The organism is uncultured Paraglaciecola sp., assembly GCF_913020055.1.
Classification (GTDB): Bacteria; Pseudomonadota; Gammaproteobacteria; order Enterobacterales; family Alteromonadaceae; genus Paraglaciecola.
Window position 1 is genome coordinate 1 of sequence record NZ_CAJWCF010000074.1, and the last position, 24,000, is coordinate 24,000.

The window sequence follows — 24,000 nt, forward strand, 5'->3', positions numbered from 1 at the left end:
TTAAATTGCTCTAAAAACTTTGTAAACTGTGCTGGGATCATAGACCACCTCCTTAATAACTGTAATTATATACAGTACTGCAACAGTTTACAAAAACATAGCCATTAGTTAAAGAAATATAGGGTGTCGCAATCACCCTATAACTTTGCTCTTTATATATGCCATTGTGGTTATCAAATGTGTCTATAAGAACGACTGAATACACTCACAAATTTATGATTACTTTTAAAGAACCTAACTTTTTAGATTCACTAAATAACGACCGACAACCTTAGACTGCATAAAGCGTTGCAGATATTCAGGTGTTTGCTGTAAAGAGATTTCCTCACATAGACTTAATAAATTTGGGAGCTTCATATCAGTAGAAACTCGCTGCCAAATATTTTGTTTATCACTAAGTGGGATATACACTGAATCTACTCCAAGCAAAGAAACACCTCTTATAATGAAAGGAAATACGGTGGAGGAGAATGAATCGGAAGACGCAAGCCCACATGCCGATACACCACCACCGGATTTAATTTGTTTTAATAGGTTACTTAGGTAGTCACCTCCTAAGGTATCTATTCCGTGGGCCCATTTTTCTTTGCCCATGGGTAGAGCTGCTACCTCATTCAGAACATCACGATGTAAAACTTCGTCAGCACCAATGGATTTTAAATGTTCAGTTTGTTCAGGTTTGCCTGAGAAAGCTACCACGCTATAACCTAACTGTTTAAGCAGAGCTATGCTAATACTGCCCACTCCACCGGTTGAACCCGTAACCGCAACGGGTCCATCTTCAGGACGAGCACCCATTTTTTCTAGCTTTTGCACACAAAGTGCGGCAGTTAAACCACCAGTTCCATAAATCATCGCCTCTTTTAAAGACAAATTTTCTGGCCGTTTGACTGCCCAATTTGCAGGGATAGAAATCATCTGGCCTAATCCGCCGGGAGTATTCATACCTAAATCATAACCAAACATTACAACTTCGTCTCCGGGGGAGAAGGTTCCTGACTTATCGCTAACCACCACCCCTGCGGCATCTATTCCAGGAGTATGAGGAAAATGGCTACTAACTCGTTTATTGCCGCTAGCGGATAATGCATCCTTGTAGTTCAAAGATGAATAGTGAACGTTAACCAGAAGGTCATTGTCAGGTAAGTCACTTAACGAACGATGGGCAATTTTGACTGTAAATGTATTGTCGGAATTTTCTTCTATTAGTACTGCTTTAAAAGTATTTTGCTCAGTCATTGTTTGAAGTTTCTATGATAATTGCATTGTCATTCACTCTAACAAATAGAGCGTGTTACAGCTAGCCTAGGTATTAAGTGCTCAGGCATCACGTTTTTATCATTATTTGCATAGACTTCTATGTCAATTCATTGGAAAAAACAAGTGATTCAATGATACAACTAACACTGTTTAATTAATGGGTAACAAATTCGCAATGACCACCAATGCCAATCTAGATAAGTACCGTCCAAAAGTAAGACTTTTAGATGTGTTTAAATTTACCACTAGCCATCCTGGCTTAGCCGTTTTTTTGATTTATTCAACTGTGGCAATCGCTGGTTTTATTTATCTGATCACTTTCTATTCCCATTTCGATCTTAAAGTCATGGATTATTTAGAAATTGGCGATATTTTGGTGGCCGGAATAAAAGATCCAATGGTTATGTTGATGGTGGTTGGGGCGTTTTCCATGGTTTTACTCATGTGGGTTTTAGTTTATGTCCAGGCGCCATTCAGCCAGTGGTTGGACAAAAAGTTTGATAAAGGGATCCTTCGAATAATCCCTATTGTCGCTGGGGTGCCAAGTATTCGTTCATTTTGGTGGACGGCTGTTTTACTTCTCACTTTATATTTTTATATGTTTATCGGAATGCATTCGAAAAATAAGGCGCAATCGATTGTTGAACTAAAACAAGGCCTTGTTTTAGTTAATTCTGAGGCCACTTCTGGCACTGTTCATGAATATTCGTTATTAGGTACAACTATTAACTATGTGTTTTTGTACAACCACCAGACTAAACGTACCCTAATTTTGCCTCTTGAGAGTATTAATTCTATAGAGCCTAGAAGCATACTTAAAAAGGCTAGTGTGCCTGTTCCCGTTAAGTCTGAATAACAACCCCTCAACTAAACAGTGGAGGGGGGAACCTGTTTTATTCGTCGGGATTACTCGTCTTCATCTTCTACTAAGGTCATTAGTGACGTATTACCACCCGACGCAGTGGTGTCGATGCTGACGGTTTTTTCGGTCAATAGACGTTGGATCAAATGGTCATAATACTCAGCGGTAATCACCGGTAATATTGCCCCTGTGCGTTTGGCGAGCATTTGCACCATGTAGCTTGTACGGTCACATTCACTGTCGATTACTACACCAGCTAAATCATCTGCGGCTAACAAAGGTTGTAGGTGATGAAGCTTGGCTACTTGGAACACATTTTCCGGTGCGCCAGTGTCTATAAACTGATCGCGAAACTCAAGGGCCTCTGCGTAAAACAGCTCAGAAACCACTGAAATGACTACGTTGCCTGTTGCCAACGCTGTCACGATTGATAACACCCAGTACTCAAACGTTACATTTTTGTCGGCGAAACAAACGATGATCCCTCTTGGCTCTAGATATAATACATTCGACTCACCCGTTGGCCCCGGCAAAACCTTAGGTTTTTTCAGGCGTTTTTCAATGCTAATTAGCTGCGAACGTGCTGCGGCTAAAGTAGAGTTTAAATCATCTGCCAGTTGGTCAACTTTATCTACTTGGGCAATAGTGGCGAGCAATTGGCGGACTGAAGATACGCGGGTATTTAAATCAGTTAAAGGCCATTCATGCTCAGTGCTGCGGGCATTTTCCATCATCTTGGCGGCTTGTTGCTCGGCTTCACTGTTACTTAGCAGAGCTATATCTGTTGCTGGTGACAGTTCAATCACTTCACGGGGGGTCGATTTTTCGAGCATTAGTCGCGGCAAATAATTAGGACCACCAGCTTTAGGGCCGGTTCCAGAAAGACCACGACCGCCAAAGGGTTGTACGCCCACTATAGCGCCAATCATGTTGCGGTTAACGTATACATTGCCCGCACGAGAAAGTTTAATTAATTCCATCGCTCTGACATCAATTCGAGTATGGATCCCCATGGTTAAACCAAAACCAGTGGCATTAATATTTTTTACCGTTTGCTCCAGATCGTCGGCTTTGAAGCGCACTATATGAACACATGGGCCAAACACTTCGCGCTTAAGTAAGGAAATATCTTCAATTTGATAAAGTTTAGGCGCAAAGAATGTGCCGTTATTTTCGGGTACGTTGCACTCATATAATAAGGTGCCGTTATGATGCATATCTTCAGCATGGGTTTGTAAGTTAGTTAAGGCTTTTTGGTCAATAACAGGGCCAATATCGGTAGCTAAAAAGGCCGGGTCACCGACACTTAATTCTTTAAGTGCACCAATTAACATTTCGGTCACGGTATCGGCAATTTCTTCTTGCAAAAACAGTACGCGAAGCGCAGAACAGCGTTGGCCAGCACTCTGAAATCCTGAAGCAATCACATCATCTACCACTTGTTCTGGTAAGGCCGTTGAGTCAACGATCATGCAGTTTTGACCACCCGTTTCGGCAATCAAAGGCACTTGTTCACCCCCCCTTTGCGCTAAAGCGTTAGCAATCACATTGCCAGTAACAGTAGAACCGGTGAACATCACGGCTTTGATACGTTCATCTGGCAACAATACTGCTCCCACATCAGGCCCTGCAGCGATAACGGACTGAACAACCCCTGCAGGTAAACCCACATATTCCATTAACTGCAAAGCGCGCAGTGCAATCAAACTGGTTTGTTCTGCAGGTTTAGCAATCACGGTATTGCCAGTCACTATGGCTGCTGCGACTTGACCTAGAAAGATAGCTAATGGGAAGTTCCAAGGACTGATACACAACACCACGCCCCGAGGCGCGAATCTGTCATCTTCTGCGAGTTCTTCGGCACGAGCGGCATAATAGCGACAAAAATCAACGGCTTCGCGTATCTCGTCTACCCCATCGGTGGTGACTTTTCCTGCTTCTTTTATACATAAAGCAATCAGTTCATCCATATTCCGTTCAAGGATGTCGGCGGTACGACGGAGTAAATCTGCACGTTCATTAATAGAGGTTTGTGACCAACTGGCAAAAGCATTGTGCGCAGTGGTTAACTTATCCGCCATTTGCTGCTGAGTATCAAAGCGGTGAAAACCTATGATTTCTTTGGTATTGGCAGGGTTACGCACAGCATGACACCCTTCAGGCACTTGGTCTTCGTTCAACAGATTTTCTTCAAACCAGCGGTCAACGGCGGCTTTAAGTGGCGTGATTTGATTAATATCAGTGACATCAAGGCCTTTGGAGTTATCTCTTTCTTTACCAAATAAGGCGATGGGTTTTTGGATTTGATCGTTATATTTGTGTTTTAGACGCTGGGTTTTTTCAACGGGATCTTCGAGTAAAGACTCTACTGGTCTGGACTCATCTACTATGGCATTGACAAAAGAAGAGTTGGCGCCATTTTCAAGCAAGCGACGGACTAAATAAGCCAATAAATCTTCATGTTCGCCTACAGGCGCGTAAATACGACATTGAATGTTTTCTTTTATGACGATTTGGTCGTACAAACTGTCGCCCATGCCATGTAGACATTGAAATTCAAACCCTTCTTTGTCATCTCCAGCCAATTCAATGATGACCGCTGCGGTGTAAGCATTGTGGGTAGCAAATTGTGGATAAATCGTGTCACGATAGTCTAGTAATCGGTTTGCACAGGCATGGTAAGACACATCTGTTGATGACTTGCGAGTAAAGACCGGGAAGTGTTCTAAACCATCTTTTTGCGCATTTTTTATTTCGGTATCCCAATATGCGCCTTTCACCAATCGCACCATCATTTTACGACCGACCTTTTCGGTCAATTCACGCAACCAGTCGATAACATACAAGGCTCTTTTTTGATAAGACTGTACCGCCAAACCAAAACCGTTCCAGCCTTCGAAGTCGGGATCACTGAATACATGTTCAATGATATCCAAGGAGATATCCAAACGCTCTGATTCTTCCGCATCAACGGTTAAACCAATGTCGTATTGTTTGGCCAGCAAACATAACTCTTTGAGTCTAGGTGGTATTTCGGCCATAACCCGCTCTCTGTGAGTAAATTCATAGCGAGGGTGAATAGCGGATAACTTGACTGATATACCGGGGCTTTTTCTTGGACCTTTACCTTTTGCTGCTTGGCCGATCACTTTTATGGCTTGTGCATAGGCATGAAAGTAGTCGTCAGCATCTTTTTGTGTTCTGGCACCTTCACCGAGCATGTCATAGGAATACACAAAACCTATGCGTTCTTTCTCTTCCGCACGCTGCACTGCATCTTCAATGGTTTCGCCCATAACAAACTGTTGACCCATTACCTTCATAGCAATGTTCATAGCTTTACGGATAACTGGCTCGCCAACTTTGCCTAAGGTTTTCTTTAGAAAACCAAACTGATTGCGTTGATTGGCATAATTAACCAAACCACCAGTGAGCAGTAAACCCCACGAAGAGGCATTGACGAACAATGAGTCACTGTTGCCTAAATGTGAGCTCCACTGACCTTTGGATAATTTATCGCTGATCAATTTATCTTGGGTTTTTTTGTCTGGAACCCGCAATAATGCTTCTGCCAAACACATCAATACCACACCTTCGGAAGAAGATAATGAGTATTCATTAAGCAGGGCTTCCACCACTCCATTACCTTCTTGATCATTACGAATTTGTAGCACCATTTTACGGGCTCGCTCCCAAGCACGACTGCGAGCGCGCATATTGACTTCTGCGTCTGGCAAAATATGTTCAACGGCTAGGTTTTCATCGATTCGATAAAAATCACGAATTTTTTGGCGAGTGGGAGACTCAGCGACTAAGTTACCGTCAAATAACATAAACAACTCCAATTAGGCTGGAAAATAATACTCACTTAATATGTCGCGGAGTATATAGATAGCAACTAGTGGCGACAATGTTTGTGAGAAGCATTTTTAGGGAAATTAAGTCGTTTGTGTTAAACCGCTTTGTATTGATTTCTTCACACTACTGGAATGCCAGCAAAGACTATCAAAATTTCGCCCCTTTGCTGTATAAGATGAAGCAGTAAGGTGGTTTGAGTATATTGTCTGATACTATTATTCTTACGTTTTTACCTGTTAAATTTAAAATGAAAAATAAAGTATCACCTGAAGTAGAAGTACAAGCGATGAAAATGGCAAAGGGCACGCAAAAAGCCGGTCAAACTAAAGAGCAAACTAAGTTAATTTCTCAAGGTATTGAGAAAGGCATTGCTGAATATAAAAAACAACAAGGTAAAAAGTTACGTGAACTAGATAAACAACGTAAACAAAAGATAAAGCAGCGAGATACAGAAAATACTGAAATCCTTGAAGAAGTTGTTCCTAAACGTTCTGTGAAACTTCTGCCGTGGATTTTATTAGGGTTAAGCTGGTTGGGTTTTGGTGCCTATATTATTGTCTTTTAAGGCGCACATAATATGCCTATTATGTGTCGGACAACGACTTTAAAGAATATCTTCCCGTTCGTTGCGGCGCGCTTCAGGTTCATCCAGAACCTCTTCCGATTCTGGGTGTAAAGGTAGTACATTCTGGGATGTACGCACCATAGCTACATAGTGACTTTCATGATCTTCTGGCCTTTCAATGATACGTGAACGAAGCAGCTGTATGGACAAAACGATGCTAAAAGTAGTTAAGATAGCCAGATAATAAGTTGGAAGAGCGCTAGGGCCCATATACTCCAAGGTAAATCCTGCAACAGTTGGTCCTACAAATGAACCCAATCCATAAATCATTAACAGACCGCTTGATCCTGCTACTAAATGGTCTTTTTGGATACGCTCCACTAGATGTACTACTGAAATTGGGTATATAGCCAGCACAAGACCACAAAACAAAGCTGACAATGCAGTGATGAGTCCTCGCTCTACTGCAAAATATTTGGCGAAAATAGCCATAATCAATGCCAGTAGACTGCCTAAAATAAAAGTGAATAGAATGACCCTTCTGCGGTCCATGTGATCAGACCAACGACCAACTGGATATTGGATGAAAGCACCGCAGAGTATGGAGAGCGAGATAAAAGTGGCTAACTCTTTATCTGAATAACCTAACTCGCTGACAAATAATGGGGTTAGTCCCCAAAATGGTCCCATTATTAACCCAGAGACTAAACAGCCAGTTACCGCAACCGGAGCCGCATCATATACTTTTAAAACACTCATTGATGGCATATCAATCGCTACATTGGGTTGTTGCAGTCTAGTCCATGAAATTGGCATGATAGCGGCGGTAACTAATAAACTTGCCACGATAAATAAGGTGTAGTTGGTGACACTATCGATAAGTAAAAGTTGTTGTGAAGCCGCTACAGCTAAAAGATTGATCAGTGTATACACTGAGAATACACGACTACGATAGGCATCTTGTGTTTGGCCATTTAGCCAGCTTTCGACCACCGTATACATGGCAAATACACCAAACCCGGTAAAAAATCGAATAATTAACCAAGCAAAAGGTGAGACGGCTAAGGCATAAGTTAAGGTGCAACAGCCAAGCAAAGCCGTGCAGAAAGTAAAGCAGCGGATATGACCCATGCGTTTGATCATTCCAGAAGCCACTAATGTAGCGACGAATGCACCTAAAAAATAAACGGACGTCAGAACCCCTAAAAATTTCCCTGAGAAACCTTCTGCGATCCCACGCAAAATCAATAATGTGCTGAGTAAACTATTACCCAACAACAACAAAAATATGCCTAAAAATAAGGCCATTATAGAAACAAGAATTGAACGCATAATGCTTCCAAAAAGGAGTGATAAAAGGTGCGGCGGGCATTATAGACTAAAGAACAAATAGGCCAAGAAATCTTTTAATCGATTTTAATTACCGCGAGTTAATGCTGAGAGGGGATTTTTTAAATCTTCGAATTGCTCGTATGCTTGTTATTGAGTAGATTGATTGCCTCCCCGTACTTTTAACCAAAAGTGATTGGAATAAGGGCAATTTAGGAGCCGTTGGAATGAGGAAAAAAGGAAAACTAATTAAATGGCATGCTGACAGGGCTTTTGGGTTTATTCAGCCCAATGGAGGAGGACCTGATATTTTTATGCATAAAACCGGATTATCTAACAGGCAACGAGTCCCTAAAATTAATGACATTATTACCTTTTCCATTAGCCAAGATACAAATGGTAAAGTCAGCGCAGTCGATGCGACTTTTTCGGGGGAAAAGTTAAAACGGAAAGACTCGAACAAGATAAATAAATTCCCTGTTTATTTATCAATACTATTTTTAACCTTTCTCATATTGGCTAATGTAATCGGAGATTTCCCACAAAAATTACTTTTGAGCTATTTGTGTTTTAGTGTCATTACTTTGCTGGCTTATGTTGTTGATAAATCGAAAGCAAAGCGAGGGGCATGGCGAATTCAAGAAAGCACATTACATTTTTTTGCTCTAATTGGAGGTTGGCCAGGTGCAGGGATAGCACAACAATTATTAAGGCATAAATCCAAAAAACGAAAATTTTTAATTGTATATTGGTTTACTGTAATGATTAATATTAGTCTCTTGTTTTGGTTTTTCTCATCATCAGCTGAGGGATACTTGGCATTATTTTAATAGCTTTTTTTTGCATAAACATCGTAATTGTAGTTGTTATACTACTAATGACAGTTTGAATATTTGACGTAACCAACCAGAAATATTAACGTCTATTTTGAACTATCACTCTACAATTAATTGTCTTACTAGGGGGGCTATTATGACTACTCTTATTCCTACCAAGTTTTTCGATATGTTACCTTTGCCGATTCTAATTGCAGAAAAGAAAGAAGGAACGCTTAATTATCCTATAAAGTATGTCAATTCGAGTTTTATTAAAAGTATTGGCTGGAGTATTGAAGAAATACCAGATAAAGAACATTGGTGGAAAACGGCTTACCCAGACCCTGATTATCAGAAGGTCGTCGAAAGGTTATGGGAGATGAGTATGGAATCCAGTGACTCAGAAAACGAAAGTTTTGTTTCTATGACAGTTAATATTATGACTAAGCATGATGGAGTTAAGCGATTTAAAGTCTATACAGAGTTGGGCAGTGCTTTATTAGAAGGGCACTATGTAGTTGCATTTGAAGAGACCAGTGAATCAATATTGTAGGTTGTGTCGAGTTTTATTGTATAAATTTAAACCTTTATAGGTAATACATTTCTAGAAAAGGTTTGTTTGAGTACCACTGTTGACTCAATAGTGGCAATGTAATCTATTCTACCTAAAGATTTTTTAACAAAACTTTCATAGTTTTCTAAATCTTCGGCAATAATTTTTAGTAAATAATCATAAGCGCCCGTTACTACAGAGCACTCTAGTACCTGATCTAAGTTGGCTACGGTTTGTTCAAATTGATCTGCTAATTTATCTGAATTAGCGCTTAAACGCACAAAGGCATAGACCAAAACATTTAAGTTAAATGCTTGCCGACTCAGTGTTGCTTGATAACCTTCAATGACACCAGCTTGTTCCAATTTTTTTACCCGTCTCAAACAGGGAGTATCAGATAAATTCACTTCTTGAGCTAGGTCAGACATTGAAATACGTCCATCTCTCTGCAATCTTTCAACGATCATTTTGTCTTTTTTATCTAAAGTCACTATAAGTTCAAGCTTAAGTAGTTGAATCTGTTTATAGATTAGCAATTTTTGTGGTAATTAACTAATATCGCGGGGCTTTTTAGCAGGTTTTAGCGAATTGCTGCTTTGTCGTTCTGATAGCATGGCGGCTATATAATCAATTCATTCTCAATTCAGGACAAAAACGTGACAGCACACTCCCAAGCATTCGATCAATGGATAAGAACCCGTTTTTGTGATTTAAACACCGAGCTTGAACATCTTTATTGGCAACAAAATGATAAAGCTAATGTTGTTAATATTGGTGACGAACTCAAGCAACAAATTGAAAGTGAGGGGCGCGCTTTAATATTACCCTTACTTGATGAAGGTAATACCGACAATGGTTTTGATAATGCCTTTGATTTATTAGGTAACGTTGGCCTTTATATGGCAGCTTGTCGTCGGCATGAAATTACCGAGCCTTCTAGAGAGCAATCGTCACCGTTGATAGAAGCGTCGGCACTTGCGATGCATATAGGTGCTTCCATTGGTGTTACCCCTCGATTTGCTACGGCTCATTTAACCACACACAACAAAGCACTTAATGGTCACTACAAGCGGTTTACCCATTTAGAAGATGAAAAAGTATTCATCGATTACAACACTAAGGCGATTTTGGCCTATAAACGTGTAGCAGATGCACTAATTAAGATCCAGCCATTGGGGATCTCTCATCCTATTACAGCCGACTTGTTACATGTGGCTAAACAAGGTTTGAAGGACGTCATTGAATCAAACAAATTGTTATTTCAAAAGCTAGATACAGATCGATTTTTTAACTGTGTTCGTCCCTATTACAAGCCATATCGAGTAGGTAAGGAAGAATATCGAGGCGCAAACGCGGGGGACTTTGCCGGAATTAATGTTATCGACTTGCAGCTTGGGTTGTGTTTTGCCAATGAACCATCGTATTCGCAAATGCTAGTGGACAAGTTTTTATACATGATGCCAGAAGACCAACTCATTCTTCGTGATTGTATGCGTCGTAGTAGCATTATGGATGACTTTATTAACGCAAGTAACAATCACCCAGCTCCGTGGTATCAGCAAAATTTGCGGCTGTTTCTAGATGTATGCAAATTGCATGGTAAAACTGCGATACAACATCACAATCAATTAGTTGAACGATATATAACCAAACCATCAGCGGGTGTTGCTCAGCAACATATGGATAAAATTACCGCCAGTGGTCCACCTTTGCATGTTTTATTAGATACGTTAGAAAAACTACGGGACAGGCGAGCTGCGCATCAACGTGACGATATTCGTACTCGATATGTCGACATTGAAGCGCTAAAAAATAGCCTTGTTGGAGAATAAAAATGAATCAGCACAAAAATGACTTTTTATTGGCCAACAGCAACTACCTATTAAACCATTCAGTAGGGCGCCCGTTAAAAACCGCAGAAGACGCCTTCAAAGAAAGCTTTTTTGCACCATGGCAACATTCTGGAAAAGAGCCATGGGGCAGTTGGCTGGATATTATTAGTAATTTTCAATTAGCATTGAGTGTTTTGTTTAATGCTCCAGCTGAGCAGTTTTGTCCACAAGTTAACCTATCCAGCAGTTTAACAAAGATTGTCATGTCACTTGCATCCCTGAATAAAGAGGATGTGGTTATTTTGATGAGCGAAATTGATTTTCCAAGCATGGGTTTTGCCTTGCAAAAAGCGTTACCCAAAAGTGCCAAAATTCGTTTTATAGATAAAAGTTTGGATATAACCAATGCCAATGTTTGGTTAGAACACTTAAACAAAGAGGTTGATTTAGTATTTATATCAAATGCTTATTCTAATACCGGTCAATTAGCGCCAGTCCATGAGGTGATCTCACAAGCCAAAGAGCTTGGTGTTATTTCAGTGTTGGACATCGCTCAATCTGCTGGAGTTATACCGCTTAACTTACAAGATGTTAGTCCCGATTTCATGCTTGGTTCAAGTGTAAAATGGTTGTGTGGTGGGCCAGGCGCAGCTTATTTGTGGGTAAATCCTAATATTGTTGAACAATGCCAACCGAAAGACGTAGGGTGGTTTTCCCATGAAAATCCATTTGAGTTTGATATTCACAATTTTAGTTATAATCAATCTGCAATGAAGTTTTGGGGGGGAACTCCTTCGATTACCCCTTTTGCCCTGGCCAGTCATTCTATTCATTATTTTGCTAGTTTAGGTGCAAGTTATGTTAGGGCACATAATCAAAAAATGATTGATTTAATTGTCGATGAATTTGACGCAGAGGTCATCTCTCCGATACAAAGAGAAACGCGTAGTGGCACAGTTATCCTAAACTTTAAGGACAAACAAAAGGTTATTATGGATGCACTTGGTGTTGCCAATATTAGTGTTGATGCTCGCCATTTAGGTATGCGTGTTTCTGCCCATATTTATAACGATGCTGATGATATTCAACAATTTATTGATGTTGTTAAACAAAATTACTCATGACTCCACGGAACTTTGTTTTTGGCTTAACTTTTTATCAGCAATCTACGGTCACAACTTCAACCGTGCAATTTGGGGTACCAAAAGAATCATAAATCAAGTAACACCCTTCAGTTGTGGGTGTACCTGAACTTGGAACAGTATAACCAATTAACGTGTATTAATTGTTTACCCGTGTTTCAAAATCGTCTGAAATTTCTAAAAAATCAAGCATTTCAAGCTGGTCGCCGCTTTCCCCTATGCTTTCTGGGCAAAGGTTACGGAAATCAATTTCGACACTGCCAAAGCCAAAATCAACAAGATAGGCAGCCTGTAATACACCAGAATTGTTCTCTACAGGTTTTAAACCTTTTGTTCTTGCTTTCATTTGTACTAAATTTACAGTTGACTTAAATTGGCCACTTAGTGAATTAAGCACCGCTATTTTTGCATCACTTGATAAATCAATAAAACGTGGTGCTGCAACAACAGACAAAATTCCTAATATGACTATCACTATAATCAGTTCAATAAGAGTAAAACCGTTTTGTTTATTATATGGACCCATGAAAATACCTGATTCAAAATTATTGTTATTATTCTCAAAGATTAACTGAAATGAGATGGATTAAAAAGTATATCGATAAAAATACAGGTATCGGGTTTTACACGGACGCCCAACCCTTTACATATGATTAAAACAAATAATGAACCTAGGCCGGTTTTCCATTACAATCCTTGCCCTTATTTTTAGGTGATGAACGGCGGATATGGCAGCAATAGGTATTGATTATGGGACTTCGAACTCCGAGGTAGTGTATTTTGATGGGCAAAAGCATCATTTTATTAAACTCGATCCTAGCCTAGACGACGCAAACAAAATTCGTTCTTCGGTCTTTATTTATTATAAAGACGAACTTCCCAGACCTCCTATCCCCATGATTGAAGCGAAAATTGCGCAATTAAAACGTGCCATTTCTGACAAAATCGAAAAAGCTAAAGAAGGCTATTACGAAGCGCCAGATCCTAGAGAACAGCGTATTCATAGTGCCAGAATAGACGAGTTACGTGCTGAGTTTCATAATTTACCTGCCTTACAAGAACGTGCAATTGAACTCTTGCTAGAAGACATGACAGTGCAAGACTTACCCCTTCACCAATTAGTCGAAACGGGTGAATTTGCATTTGGTGAAGAAGGATTTAGGCGTTATTTGAAAACCCCTGATAAAGGGCGGCTGATATATTCACCGAAGAATTTTTTAGGCGCCAATCTGGTGGCTGGTCAGCAACAAGCCTTTGTGGGGTTGATTGCCAAACAATTAGAGTTCTTTCGTTTAAGTGCCGAGCAGCAATTAGGCGAGTCTGTTGACACTGCCGTTATTGGTCGCCCAGTACGATTTCATGGTACTCGAGGTCAAGACGGTAACAGTCAAGCTATTGAAATTATGACTCAAGCGGCAAAAATGGCCGGGTTTAACAAAGTTGATTTTCTTGAAGAACCCATCGCTGCAGCCTACAAAATTGAACGCACCCTTGATAAACATACTAATGTTTTGGTTGTCGATATTGGTGGCGGCACAACTGATATTTGTTGTATTAAGTTATCCCCAGAAAAATTAGCGAATGTTGATCGCCAACAAGATGTAATGTCGGTCACTGGTACACGTTTAGGTGGCATGGAATGTGATAAAAACCTAATTACTAAGTCAATTGCGTCAACCATGGGGCAAGGTTTACTGATGCGTAATGGCCTGCCTGTGCCTCCAGCTTATTTTTCTGACATGTGTGCGGTTGATGACATTCCCAAACTTAATCGGTTTTTCTCAGATGATTATTGGTTGGATATTGCGAATACAAAGTCATTAGTTAAAGAGCCTAAGTTATTAGAACGATTGCAAGTTGTGCAAGAAGAAAAACTTTCGGCGAGACTGGTTAACTCATCACGATTGGCCAAAGAGTTGCTGTCTTCAAAAGATGAAATCATCCTGCCTTTACATTACATCGAAGCTGACTACGACGTTAAATTGAATGTTGAAGAGCTGAAACGTTCGATGCAATCTTGGTTAGCTAGAGTGAAAAGTTTAGTCACTGAATGTTTAGAAAATAGTACTGAAGCACCTGAAATGGTGTTTATTACAGGCGGCATGAGTTTGTCGCCTATAGTCAAAAAAGAGCTGTTGGAGCTGTTACCTGGTTTGCCTGTTATGGAAGGTGACGCATTTAATTCTGTATGTGAAGGTTTGGGTATTCAAGCGGCTAAATTGGCGTAAGTTAGATAACCTGGCCTTTTAAAATTAACCCTTTTAAGATAATCCTTGAAAGGGTTAGAGCAGAGGCTTCATAAAAAACACCCTGGCTAGCGCTGTGAAACTCTCACTCCATCCTCAATCGCGTTACTAGGGTGGGTGATGACCTGCTCTGCAAGATCCAAACCTTGAGTGATTTCAGCAAATCTGTCATTACGACGACCCACCTTAACACCTTGAATGGTGGCTGTGCCTTCAACCACCTTAAACACAGACCATTGTTCGTTTTGTCTAAACAGGCTCGAAATGGGTACCACTAAAACACTTTTTGCTTTGTCTATTATGATGGAGGCCTCGACTCTAAAAGCATCCCCCAGACTTTGCCATTTGTCTTTTGTATCGGTGAAAGACAGGATCACATTGACTCGCTGTTCTTCTACACCTAATGCTGATATTTTGGTAAAACCTGATGGTTCGACCATTTTGACTCTGGCCGCGATGTCTTGTTCGCCGCCCCAGCGCTTAATCAATGCATCGTCACCTACCTTGACCTTAACTGCATTGGTTGAAAGCATTTCAATGTTCACTTCTAAGTCTTCGGGGTTGCCAATTTCAACAACAGGCGTGCCTACAGGCACGATACTTTCGCTTTTGTGCAATATGCGTAATACCTTGCCGTCTACTGGAGAGTGAATACAAATTTGGCAGTCTGAGGTGTTATCTGCTGATCCTTCTTTAGGTTGCAGCAGCGTGGCTTTTGCCACTTCTAAGCGTGAGCGCATCACATTTTCATTTGAGCGTGTGGTGGCTAGTTCAGCCTTTAAGGTGGTGATCTGTAATTGCGCTTTTTCTACTTGGGCTTTAGAAACGGTGTTTTGACTATACAAGGCTTGGGTGCGCTTAAAGTCAGCTAATTCATAGTCGAGTTGAGCTTGTGCTTGTGTGACTCTAGCACTGGCTAGTGCCAACGCTGCTTTTGCACCTTCAACGTCTGCCTTGGCTTGTGTTTCTAGTCGTTTGTTGAGAAACGTGGGATTGGCTGGATACATATTAGCAATGACTGTTTTGCCGGCTTCAACAATGTCACCCGGCTCGCTGGTAATACGGGTAATACGCCCATCGATTGGAGTCGAGACCACATAAATATCGTGGATACGGGTTTTGCCTTCGCCTTCAATTGTGATTAATAAGTCAGACTTTGTCACTTTAGTCATATCTACCAAAACAGGCTCTGGGATAAATGCATAAACAAGTAGGCATAAAGCAGTTCCTCCTAAAACTATTTTGATGATTCTTTTGACGTTTTTTGCCGACATTATTTGACTCCTTTTTGCGCGGCGACCAGATCAATGTTATCGATCTGGCGCCAGACTAAATAAAATGAAATTAAAGCACTTATTAGCACCATAGAAACGGCATAGCCGTAAGTGCTATTACTTAAGTAAATTGGAATGCGAAACAGTTCACTTTCGGTGATTTCGGCCATACTAATCGCTAACCAGTAGCCAATTAATAAGCCTATTGGTATCGAAAATAGGGTGATAACACTGAGTTCTCCAAACAGGATATAAGCCACTTCTTTGCGGGTTAGTCCTAACACACGTAGGTTGGCTAACTCTCTGCCGCGTTCAGATAGAGCAATTCTGGCGGTGTTATAAATCACTCCAAAACTGATGAAACTGGCGAATAAAATATTAATGCTGACCATTTTTAACATGTTTTCGGCCATTACATCTTCAAAAATTTGACGTAAAACGGAAGTGATATTTAAACCAATGACTGCCGGAATCGCTTTCAGTTTTTTATATAATGCTGCGCTGCTATTTTGGTCGACAGCCACCGCTGCCGCAGTGACTTTTTCATCTGAATCTAACAAGTAATTTAGTTGCCTGATATCCATATAAGCACTTATACCAATAAATTCCTGAGTGATGGAGGTAACAGGTATTAGCAAGTGTTGGCGTTTGTCTTCAAGTACATTCGTTTCAACTGTATCACCCACTTTTAGGTGTAAAATATCCGCTAGAGTTTGACTCATGATGAGTCCTTGGGATGGCATTTCAATGGATATTAATTGCTGATTTACTGCTTGGCGCAAGTCGGCTTTTTTTGCTAAACCTGTGATACTGCCGCGTTTTTTAAAATTGTTAGACTTAAAATACACTGGCACCTGACGTATTGGCTCTACCCGTAACACGCCGGGCATGGCTTTTATTTCTTCTAGTGCTTGGTAACCTTTAGGTTCAACAAAAGTAAGGCTGAGATCTTCCCGTTGGATCAGGTCATATTGCACATCCAACATATAATCCATGGCATCTTGAATAAAAAAGCTAAAGATAAGGATCGCCAGAGACAATGCAATCCCCAAAGCTGAGAGTAACGCCCGTAGCGGTCTTCGCTCTAATTGCCTTAGTACAATGCGACTTAAAAATGATAAGTGTTTGTGAAGCCCCATTTTTTCCACAAAGGTAGGTTTAAATACTGCGGGACTTTCGGGCCTCATAGCATCGGCTGGTGGTAGTTTTACCGCTGCTTGGATAGACAAAAAAGTGCCCAGTAAGGCGGCAACCACACAGGAAAGAACGGAAAAAATCATCACTTCAACAGAAAAGTGATATTTCAAAATAGGGAAGTGGAAAAACTCAGTGTACATAGTCGTCATACCCGATCCCATCCAAACGCCAAGGGATAATCCTATTATTGAACCAACAGTGGTAATGACCAAAACCATTTTGATATACAGCAATGAAATCTCCCAATTGCTGTAACCCACTGCTTTTAACATGCCTATTTGTTCTCGCTGTGTAGCAATTTGCCTAGACATCACTACATTAATCAAGAAGGCGGCCACACTGAGAAAAATCACCGGCGCAAGTGAGCCCATGCCGCTGAGTTGTTTTAATTCGTTTTCGAGAAAAAAATTAGATATCTGCTCGTCTCGTGCATAAGCAATCAAACCCCCATAGGGCTTCAATAGGTTGTCTAACTGCTCTTTGATATCCTCAATGTTGGCGTTACGTTGGACTTTGATGGATATGTCATTGAATGCCCCTTTCATATTGACTGCGGCTTCTAGCGATCTTTGGCTCATCCAAAATAAGCCAAAACGTTTACCATCAGGCATAAGCGCGCCCGGTGCAATGCTATATACATATTCGGGTGAAAGCACGACTCCAACGATTTTAAGTTGTCGGTGATGTCCGTTCATGATCGCGTTAATTTTATCGCCTAATTCAAGTTGGTGTGCATCAACAAAACTTTCATCTGCTAATACTGCATTTTCTTCATTAGGTTCCAATAAACGACCAGATCTAAGGTACAGTTTATTTAAAAACGAAGTAGAGCTATCAGGCAGTGACATAACCTTGCCACTAACAGGCTCAGACATGTTGGGCATTTGCAGAGTAATACCAAATACCACCCTTTTTTCGGCAATCGATACGCCGGGAATGTCATTAATACGAGTTCGTAATGCATTGGGCGCACGTTTTAAAGAGGCAAAAACATCAGCGAACTGGTAGCGCTCATAGTAGGTGTCCTTCGTTAATTTGAGGCTATCTAATACGCCAAACATAATAACAAATACGGCTATGCCTGCAGCCATGACCATCACTATTGCCGCCATCTGGCCCTTAATGTTCCAGATGTCTCGCAATAATTTTCGATTCAATGCGCTGAGCATCAGATCACCAATTAATCTGTTCGGGTTTAATTGGATTGGCGTTCATTTCCATATGACCAATTTTACCATCGCTAAAATGAATGACTCTATGCGCTAGCTTTGCAATAGCGGCATTGTGGGTAATGATTACACAGGTGGTGCCGAACTCCTTATTAACGTTGAGTAAGGCGTTTAATACTACTATGCCTGTTTCACTGTCTAATGCGCCTGTGGGTTCATCACAAAGTAATACCTTAGGTTGTTTGGCAATGGCGCGCGCTATCGCCACTCTTTGTTGTTCGCCACCAGACATTTGTGAAGGAAAATGGTTGGCTCTGTCTTTGAGACCAACAATGCTTAAGGCATCCATGGGAAACATAGGGTTGGGAGAAATCTCAGTGACTAAAGCCACATTTTCTAATGCCGTTAAGCTAGGAACAAGATTGTATGCTTGAAATACAAAACCAACACTTTCACGGCGATAGTAGGTTAATTCATGATTGCTTAACTTCGCCAAATCTCTATCTTGGAAAAACACTTGCCCAGAGCTAGGTTGGTCTAACCCACCAATGATATTCAAAAAAGTCGATTTTCCACTTCCTGATGGCCCAAGCAATACAACCAGTTCTCCCTCTGGTATCTCAACCGAAACACCACGAAGTGCATGGACTTCACTTTCACCAGTTACATACACTTTTGTCAGTGAATTGGCTTTAAAACAAATTTGATTGGTTTTGCTCATGCTTGTTTCTATATAAATATCCATTTAACTTTAAGGTATTCTGCCAGGACGTACTAGCTCTTTAATGTTCGGTTTGAAATAGAACTAACTCGACTTACCTCTAACTTGGTATTAACTCATAAAATGACTGTTTTCACTTGTTCTAAGTCAATATTTAAGCAGCTGCAAATGGATTGATTGCAAGTTGTTACTGAACTATCCCAAGACAATAGTCGCATGATTACTGATATCAAAGAGATGTAAATATTGAAAATATGAGGCACCATGTATTTTCATGTTATGCAAAATGCCGTTTTATTCAAACGATCCTAAAAGCATTTAAAACGCGCATTTTCACTCTGCATTAAGGAGGATTTATGTTAAAAAACTTAAAAATAGTTACACTGGTTCTGGCGTTTTTTGTGAGTTGTCAGGTATCTGCTACTGACAATAAATTGAGTAAAAAAGAGAAAGCCGAAGGCTGGAAATTACTCTTCAATGGTTCGAATTTATCACAATGGCGCAATTTCAAAAGTGAGACTCTCAATCCAAAGTGGAAAGTTCAAGACGGCACTATGACTTTGATTGAGCAGGGCGGTGGTGACATTTTGACTAAGGCGTCCTACCAGAATTTCGAATTAAAGCTGGAGTGGAAAATATCCATCGCTGGTAACAGTGGTATTTTTTTTCTGGTTGACGAAACCGGTGATGCGATTTATTCCCATGCGCCTGAAATTCAGATCCTCGATAATGAACGTCACTCAGATAATAAATTCGACACTCATCTATCCGGCGCACTTTACGACATGATGGCTCCTCCGGTGGCATCCCACAAACCTGCGGGAAAATGGAACCAAGTGATAATTCGAGTTGAAGATTCTCATTTACTGGTATCTCAGAACGGCGTGGTTACGGTGAGTATCGTGGTCGGTAGTACTAGCTGGAATACATTGGTTGCGAATAGTAAATTTGCCAACTGGCAGGGATTCGCAAAAGCAGGCTCAGGTCACATAGGGTTGCAGGACCATGGTGATCAGGTTTGGTTTAAAAACATCAAAATCAAGGAGCTATAAGATGGCGGACTTTAATCATAAAGTGTTAGTGATTGGTTCTGGTGCAGGTGGTGCCATGGCAGCTTATACTCTGGCGAAAGCTGGTCACAAGGTATTGATGCTCGAGGCGGGTCGTGATTATGATCCTAAAATCGAAACGCCTATGTTTAAACGTAAAAGTGACGCGCCGTTAATGGCTGCGGGTAATAAAGATAAGAATTTTGGCTTTTACGATGCAACTGTTGACGGTGGCTGGCAAGTACCCAATGAGCCTTACACTTCAGCCAAAGACTCTGATTTTATGTGGTGGCGTTCAAGAATGTTGGGTGGGCGAACGAATCACTGGGGGCGTTATTCATTACGTTTTAGCCAGCATGATTTTAAGGGGAAAAGTCGTGATGGTTTGGGCGCTGATTGGCCGTTTGACTACGAGGATATTGCCCCTTGGTATGACAAGACCGAAGAAATTGTTGGGGTATGTGGCACAAATACCGGGTTAGACGATATGCCGTCTTCATCTGAGGGGGTGTTGCAACCACCTCCCAAACCGCGTATTCCTGAATTGCTAATGGCAGCAGCAGCCAAAAAGCACAATATTCAAGCGGTCCCCATGCACCGAGCAGTATTGACTCGGCCAAAAGATAACCGTGCAGCTTGTTTTTATGCCACACCATGCGGGCATGGGTGCTCAATTGGAGCCGCGTTTCAAACGACCACTTCGTTGATCCCGTTAGCTAAAGAAACCGGTAATTTACAAGTGATCACCGATGCAATGGTTAAATCAGTGGATGTAGATAAAGAAGGTAAAGTGATAGGCGTGACTTACGTAGATAAACCTAGTGGTGATGAACATTCGGTGGTTTCGAAGGTAGTGATCCTTGCTGCGAGTGCTTGTGAATCGGCGCGACTCCTGCTGAATTCTAAGAGCCATAAATTTCCAAAAGGTCTGGCAAATTCCAGCGGTCAGGTAGGCCATAATTTGATGGACTCTACTGGTGCAAGTTTAGGTGCACTCATTCCCAGCCTAAAAGGACGGCCTCGTTACAATGAGGATGGTCATACTGCCAATCACTTGTTTATCCCATGGTGGGGTCACAAAGCTCAGGCAAAAGGTGAACTAGATTTCCCTAGGGGTTATCACTTTGAAGTTGGCAGCGGCTTTCATGAGCCAGGCTCATGGGTGTCTGGGGAATTAGATGGTTATGGGGTTAAATTAAAACAACAAGCGCGTGACCATTATGGTGCTTATATTGGTTTCGCTTTGCGTGGAGAAATGCTGCCGAATAAACATTCCTACATGGAAATCGATGATGAGGCCAAAGATAAGTGGGGCATTCCGGTGGCCAAATTTCACTTCAAATGGTCAGATCATGAGCTTAAGCAAATCGAACATGGGCTAAAAACAGCCAAGCTGTTGTTGGAATCCATGGGCGCAGAAGTTGATGAATTACCGCCTGCCGAAAAGGCGATTTCAAAGGGCGGGCAAATTATTCATGAAGTCGGCACTACTCGTATGGGCAGTTCAGCTAAAGATTCGGTGACCAACCAATGGGGGCAAACCTGGGATTGTCATAACTTGTTTGTTATGGATGCCGGTGTCTTTGCCTCAAACCCGCATAAAAACTGTACTTTGACCATCATGACCTTGGCGATGCGCAATGCGTCGTGGCTGGCTGAGCAGTTAGATAAAGGAGCACTTTGATATGACAGTTCCAAATAATAGTCATTATTATGAGTCTGGTATGAGTCGTCGGGAATCGTTGAAATGGTTAGGCATATTGGCCGCAGGCAGTACCATGGCGACCTTAAGTGGGTGTAGTAAAGCAACTGACATTGTTGCAGGCGCAACTGGTCATTGGCCAGATCTTGATTTACCGGCCATAACCGCAAAAGGCTATGGTCAAGATCCCAATTTGATCGTTCCGCTGGAGTCCCCTTGGCCGCGTACATTAAGTGTTGAGCAACTAAATTTAGTTGCCATTTTGTCAGACATTATTGTGCCGCGTGAAGCCGATATTCCTTCTGCATCAGAGGTGATGGTACCCGATGTAGTTGATGAGTGGGTTAGCGCACCTTATTCTAGTCAGCAGCGTGATCGTATGACTATTATGGCTGTATTAGCCTGGATAGATGATGAGGCAAAGTTGCGTTTTAATAAGCTATTTTCAGCACTGAGTCATACCCAACAAATTGCAATCATCGATGATATTGCCTATGACAGTGAGCAAAAGCCGGCCGAATTTGAGCGAGCTACTCAGGCTTTTGCACGTTTTCGTAATTTAGTGTTGGGGGCTTTTTTCTGTTCCCCACAAGGTAATCTAGATATTGGTTATATGGGGAATGTAGCGATCGCGGGGGATTACCCTGGACCCACTCCAGAGGCTAGACAACACTTGAAAAGTGTATTGGATGAGTTGGGGTTGTCTGAGTTTGCCTATCTTGAAGAGAGTTGATTGTGCTGCTTATGGTTATTGACGGGCTAACACGGACTGAATAGTAGAGAGTATTTTACCTAAGAATACTTCTTTACAGGTGACTTACCTTTTTGTTGGATTTGTTTAGACTAATCATATGGTTTATACAATGAAGAGGTAAGTGTTCCAAACAAAATTTTGCATTGTTCATACTTGTCTAACTCCGTATGATTAACCCTACAGATAGACAAGATAAAACTCACTATGACAGATACTAATCCCCCAACAGCCGATTTCATGGCGCAAGTAAAAACCACTCAAAAATTATGGGCTTTGCAAGATCAGGCAAGTGAAGGTTGGGTTGTTCTCGATTCTATTAATTTTGAAAATACCGATGTGATGCCGTTGTGGTCAAGCCTCGAACTAGCCAAAAGCCACTGTATCGATGAATGGCAGGACTACGTGCCCAAGCCTATAAGTCTAGCTGACTGGCTGGAGTTTTGGGTTGAGGACTTAGCCGAAGACAACGTATTGATTGGAGTAGAATGGCGTGACGGCGGTGAATACCTAGAATTAGAACTCGCTGAATTTAGCCAGATGGTCGCTAAGTTAGAATTTTTATAATGTTTTGGGCAAGGGGATTATTCCCCTTGAAGCACAGAATTTTTATGAAAACTTATTGCCTACATCATCTACGTTAAATCTATTATTGTTTCTTCTATGCCAACGTATTCTATAACCAGATAAACAGTCAAAAAAAAGCCCCAGCATTTGCTGAGGCTATTTATTGGTTTTTTGACTATTCGTCTAAGAAACTTTTCAGTTGCTCAGAACGGCTAGGGTGACGCAGTTTGCGTAACGCTTTAGCTTCGATTTGACGAATACGTTCACGGGTTACATCAAATTGTTTACCTACTTCTTCAAGCGTGTGGTCGGTATTCATATCGATACCGAAACGCATTCTCAGTACTTTTGCTTCACGAGCAGTTAATCCAGCTAACACTTCTTGAGTCGCATCTTTTAAGCTGCCACCTGTAGCTGAATCTAAAGGCTGTACTATCGTACTGTCTTCGATGAAATCACCTAAGTGTGAATCTTCGTCATCACCAATAGGGGTTTCCATTGAAATTGGCTCTTTAGCAATCTTCAATACTTTACGCACTTTGTCTTCAGGCATTAACATGCGTTCTGACAACTCTTCAGGTGTTGGCTCGCGACCCATTTCTTGCAGCATTTGACGGCTGATACGATTAAGCTTGTTGATTGTTTCAATCATATGCACAGGAATACGGATAGTACGCGCTTGGTCAGCAATCGAACGAGTGATCGCCTGACGTATCCACCAAGTGGCATAAGTAGAGAACTTATAACCACGACGGTATTCAAATTTATCAACTGCTTTCATCAAACCGATATTACCTTCTTGAATTAGATCCAAGAACTGTAAACCACGGTTAGTGTATTTTTTAGCAATCGAAATAACAAGCCGAAGGTTCGCTTCAACCATTTCTTTTTTAGCTCTTCGTGCTTTCGCTTCACCAATCGAAGCGCGTCGATTAATATCTTTAATTTCAGAGATTTTCAACCCTGTCACATTAGACATTTCACCAATTTTACGCTGAGCACGTAATATCTCTACTTTATATTCAACTAGCTTTATTGAGTACGGGTGACCTTCTTCAATAATTCCCACAATCCAATCAAGATTAGATTCATTACCAGGAAAACGCTT

Annotated in this window: 20 protein-coding genes; 11 read left to right on the plus strand and 9 right to left on the minus strand. The window is 41.2% G+C overall.

What is annotated here, in order from left to right; all coding sequences use genetic code 11:
• Positions 1-234: 234 nt before the first annotated feature.
• Positions 235-1,239 carry a YhdH/YhfP family quinone oxidoreductase gene (locus QZ488_RS15060; protein WP_293750223.1) on the minus strand — a complete coding sequence of 335 codons (1,005 nt, stop codon included), beginning with the start codon at positions 1,237-1,239 and terminating at the stop codon, positions 235-237.
• A gap of 178 nt (positions 1,240-1,417) precedes the next feature.
• On the opposite strand from QZ488_RS15060, the gene QZ488_RS15065 reads away from it, so the two are divergent.
• Complete coding sequence (locus QZ488_RS15065) at positions 1,418-2,116, plus strand: hypothetical protein (RefSeq protein WP_293750225.1); 699 nt, start codon at positions 1,418-1,420, stop codon at positions 2,114-2,116.
• A gap of 50 nt (positions 2,117-2,166) precedes the next feature.
• Here QZ488_RS15065 and putA read toward each other — a convergent pair whose 3' ends face one another.
• Positions 2,167-5,955, minus strand: coding sequence for a bifunctional proline dehydrogenase/L-glutamate gamma-semialdehyde dehydrogenase PutA (gene putA / locus QZ488_RS15070; RefSeq protein WP_293750227.1), 3,789 nt, complete (start codon positions 5,953-5,955; stop codon positions 2,167-2,169).
• A 272-nt stretch (positions 5,956-6,227) separates the two neighbouring features.
• Between putA and QZ488_RS15075 the strand changes: the two genes are divergently transcribed.
• The gene (locus tag QZ488_RS15075) at positions 6,228-6,545 is read left to right on the plus strand and encodes a DUF2956 domain-containing protein (protein WP_293750264.1); all 318 of its coding nucleotides are present in this window, start codon (positions 6,228-6,230) and stop codon (positions 6,543-6,545) included.
• Positions 6,546-6,584: 39 nt separating this feature from the next.
• Here the strand turns inward: QZ488_RS15075 and QZ488_RS15080 are convergent, their stop codons facing one another.
• Complete coding sequence (locus QZ488_RS15080) at positions 6,585-7,877, minus strand: MFS transporter (RefSeq protein ID WP_293750229.1); 1,293 nt, start codon at positions 7,875-7,877, stop codon at positions 6,585-6,587.
• A gap of 224 nt (positions 7,878-8,101) precedes the next feature.
• On the opposite strand from QZ488_RS15080, the gene QZ488_RS15085 reads away from it, so the two are divergent.
• Positions 8,102-8,704, plus strand: coding sequence for a DUF1294 domain-containing protein (locus QZ488_RS15085; RefSeq protein ID WP_293750231.1), 603 nt, complete (start codon positions 8,102-8,104; stop codon positions 8,702-8,704).
• Positions 8,705-8,846: 142 nt separating this feature from the next.
• On the plus strand, positions 8,847-9,242 hold the full coding sequence (locus tag QZ488_RS15090) for a hypothetical protein (protein ID WP_293750235.1): 396 nt from the start codon (positions 8,847-8,849) through the stop codon (positions 9,240-9,242).
• A 26-nt stretch (positions 9,243-9,268) separates the two neighbouring features.
• Here the strand turns inward: QZ488_RS15090 and QZ488_RS15095 are convergent, their stop codons facing one another.
• Positions 9,269-9,733 carry an Lrp/AsnC family transcriptional regulator gene (locus QZ488_RS15095; RefSeq protein WP_293750237.1) on the minus strand — a complete coding sequence of 155 codons (465 nt, stop codon included), beginning with the start codon at positions 9,731-9,733 and terminating at the stop codon, positions 9,269-9,271.
• A 165-nt stretch (positions 9,734-9,898) separates the two neighbouring features.
• Between QZ488_RS15095 and QZ488_RS15100 the strand changes: the two genes are divergently transcribed.
• Together QZ488_RS15100 and QZ488_RS15105 are read left to right on the plus strand one after the other, a co-directional pair.
• Positions 9,899-11,074, plus strand: a complete 1,176-nt coding sequence (locus QZ488_RS15100; RefSeq protein ID WP_293750239.1) for a monodechloroaminopyrrolnitrin synthase PrnB family protein — start codon at positions 9,899-9,901, stop codon at positions 11,072-11,074.
• Positions 11,075-11,076: 2 nt separating this feature from the next.
• The gene (locus tag QZ488_RS15105; protein WP_293750241.1) at positions 11,077-12,198 is read left to right on the plus strand and encodes an aminotransferase class V-fold PLP-dependent enzyme; all 1,122 of its coding nucleotides are present in this window, start codon (positions 11,077-11,079) and stop codon (positions 12,196-12,198) included.
• Between the two features lie 157 nt (positions 12,199-12,355).
• Here QZ488_RS15105 and QZ488_RS15110 read toward each other — a convergent pair whose 3' ends face one another.
• Positions 12,356-12,742 carry a prepilin-type N-terminal cleavage/methylation domain-containing protein gene (locus QZ488_RS15110; protein ID WP_293750243.1) on the minus strand — a complete coding sequence of 129 codons (387 nt, stop codon included), beginning with the start codon at positions 12,740-12,742 and terminating at the stop codon, positions 12,356-12,358.
• Positions 12,743-12,944: 202 nt separating this feature from the next.
• Here QZ488_RS15110 and QZ488_RS15115 point away from each other — a divergent pair, with 202 nt between their 5' ends.
• Entirely contained in the window at positions 12,945-14,444 is a 1,500-nt protein-coding gene (locus tag QZ488_RS15115) for an Hsp70 family protein (RefSeq protein ID WP_293750245.1), read from the plus strand.
• A gap of 86 nt (positions 14,445-14,530) precedes the next feature.
• On the opposite strand, the gene QZ488_RS15120 is transcribed toward QZ488_RS15115, so the two are convergent.
• The 3 genes from QZ488_RS15120 to QZ488_RS15130 are packed head-to-tail and all read right to left on the minus strand — an operon-like array spanning position 14,531 to position 18,823.
• Positions 14,531-15,736, minus strand: a complete 1,206-nt coding sequence (locus tag QZ488_RS15120; RefSeq protein WP_293750247.1) for an HlyD family efflux transporter periplasmic adaptor subunit — start codon at positions 15,734-15,736, stop codon at positions 14,531-14,533.
• Complete coding sequence (locus QZ488_RS15125; RefSeq protein WP_293750249.1) at positions 15,736-18,102, minus strand: FtsX-like permease family protein; 2,367 nt, start codon at positions 18,100-18,102, stop codon at positions 15,736-15,738. The genes QZ488_RS15120 and QZ488_RS15125 overlap by 1 nt, the downstream gene beginning before the upstream one ends.
• A gap of 4 nt (positions 18,103-18,106) precedes the next feature.
• Positions 18,107-18,823: an ABC transporter ATP-binding protein gene (locus tag QZ488_RS15130; protein ID WP_293750251.1), complete on the minus strand. Its 717-nt coding sequence runs from the start codon at positions 18,821-18,823 to the stop codon at positions 18,107-18,109.
• A 401-nt stretch (positions 18,824-19,224) separates the two neighbouring features.
• On the opposite strand from QZ488_RS15130, the gene QZ488_RS15135 reads away from it, so the two are divergent.
• The 4 genes from QZ488_RS15135 to QZ488_RS15150 all read left to right on the plus strand — a co-directional run bounded on the left by QZ488_RS15135 (position 19,225) and on the right by QZ488_RS15150 (position 22,892).
• On the plus strand, positions 19,225-19,875 hold the full coding sequence (locus QZ488_RS15135; protein ID WP_293750253.1) for a DUF1080 domain-containing protein: 651 nt from the start codon (positions 19,225-19,227) through the stop codon (positions 19,873-19,875).
• A gap of 1 nt (position 19,876) precedes the next feature.
• Complete coding sequence (locus QZ488_RS15140) at positions 19,877-21,556, plus strand: GMC family oxidoreductase (protein ID WP_293750255.1); 1,680 nt, start codon at positions 19,877-19,879, stop codon at positions 21,554-21,556.
• A 1-nt stretch (position 21,557) separates the two neighbouring features.
• Entirely contained in the window at positions 21,558-22,307 is a 750-nt protein-coding gene (locus QZ488_RS15145; protein ID WP_293750258.1) for a gluconate 2-dehydrogenase subunit 3 family protein, read from the plus strand.
• A 225-nt stretch (positions 22,308-22,532) separates the two neighbouring features.
• The gene (locus QZ488_RS15150; protein WP_293750260.1) at positions 22,533-22,892 is read left to right on the plus strand and encodes a DUF2750 domain-containing protein; all 360 of its coding nucleotides are present in this window, start codon (positions 22,533-22,535) and stop codon (positions 22,890-22,892) included.
• A 175-nt stretch (positions 22,893-23,067) separates the two neighbouring features.
• Here QZ488_RS15150 and rpoD read toward each other — a convergent pair.
• The coding region (gene rpoD, locus QZ488_RS15155; RefSeq protein ID WP_293750262.1) for an RNA polymerase sigma factor RpoD at positions 23,068-24,000 on the minus strand (933 nt) is incomplete at its 5' end.

Excerpts from the sequence above, each read along its gene's own strand:
- QZ488_RS15060 (WP_293750223.1), bottom strand. The coding sequence starts at position 1,239 with ATGACTGAGCAAAATACTTTTAAAGCAGTACTAATAGAAGAAAATTCC.
- QZ488_RS15065 (WP_293750225.1), top strand. The coding sequence starts at position 1,418 with ATGGGTAACAAATTCGCAATGACCACCAATGCCAATCTAGATAAGTAC.
- putA (WP_293750227.1), bottom strand. The coding sequence starts at position 5,955 with ATGTTATTTGACGGTAACTTAGTCGCTGAGTCTCCCACTCGCCAAAAA.
- QZ488_RS15075 (WP_293750264.1), top strand. The coding sequence starts at position 6,228 with ATGAAAAATAAAGTATCACCTGAAGTAGAAGTACAAGCGATGAAAATG.
- QZ488_RS15080 (WP_293750229.1), bottom strand. The coding sequence starts at position 7,877 with ATGCGTTCAATTCTTGTTTCTATAATGGCCTTATTTTTAGGCATATTT.
- QZ488_RS15085 (WP_293750231.1), top strand. The coding sequence starts at position 8,102 with ATGAGGAAAAAAGGAAAACTAATTAAATGGCATGCTGACAGGGCTTTT.
- QZ488_RS15090 (WP_293750235.1), top strand. The coding sequence starts at position 8,847 with ATGACTACTCTTATTCCTACCAAGTTTTTCGATATGTTACCTTTGCCG.
- QZ488_RS15105 (WP_293750241.1), top strand. The coding sequence starts at position 11,077 with ATGAATCAGCACAAAAATGACTTTTTATTGGCCAACAGCAACTACCTA.
- QZ488_RS15110 (WP_293750243.1), bottom strand. The coding sequence starts at position 12,742 with ATGGGTCCATATAATAAACAAAACGGTTTTACTCTTATTGAACTGATT.
- QZ488_RS15115 (WP_293750245.1), top strand. The coding sequence starts at position 12,945 with ATGGCAGCAATAGGTATTGATTATGGGACTTCGAACTCCGAGGTAGTG.
- QZ488_RS15120 (WP_293750247.1), bottom strand. The coding sequence starts at position 15,736 with ATGTCGGCAAAAAACGTCAAAAGAATCATCAAAATAGTTTTAGGAGGA.
- QZ488_RS15125 (WP_293750249.1), bottom strand. The coding sequence starts at position 18,102 with ATGCTCAGCGCATTGAATCGAAAATTATTGCGAGACATCTGGAACATT.
- QZ488_RS15130 (WP_293750251.1), bottom strand. The coding sequence starts at position 18,823 with ATGAGCAAAACCAATCAAATTTGTTTTAAAGCCAATTCACTGACAAAA.
- QZ488_RS15140 (WP_293750255.1), top strand. The coding sequence starts at position 19,877 with ATGGCGGACTTTAATCATAAAGTGTTAGTGATTGGTTCTGGTGCAGGT.
- QZ488_RS15145 (WP_293750258.1), top strand. The coding sequence starts at position 21,558 with ATGACAGTTCCAAATAATAGTCATTATTATGAGTCTGGTATGAGTCGT.
- QZ488_RS15150 (WP_293750260.1), top strand. The coding sequence starts at position 22,533 with ATGACAGATACTAATCCCCCAACAGCCGATTTCATGGCGCAAGTAAAA.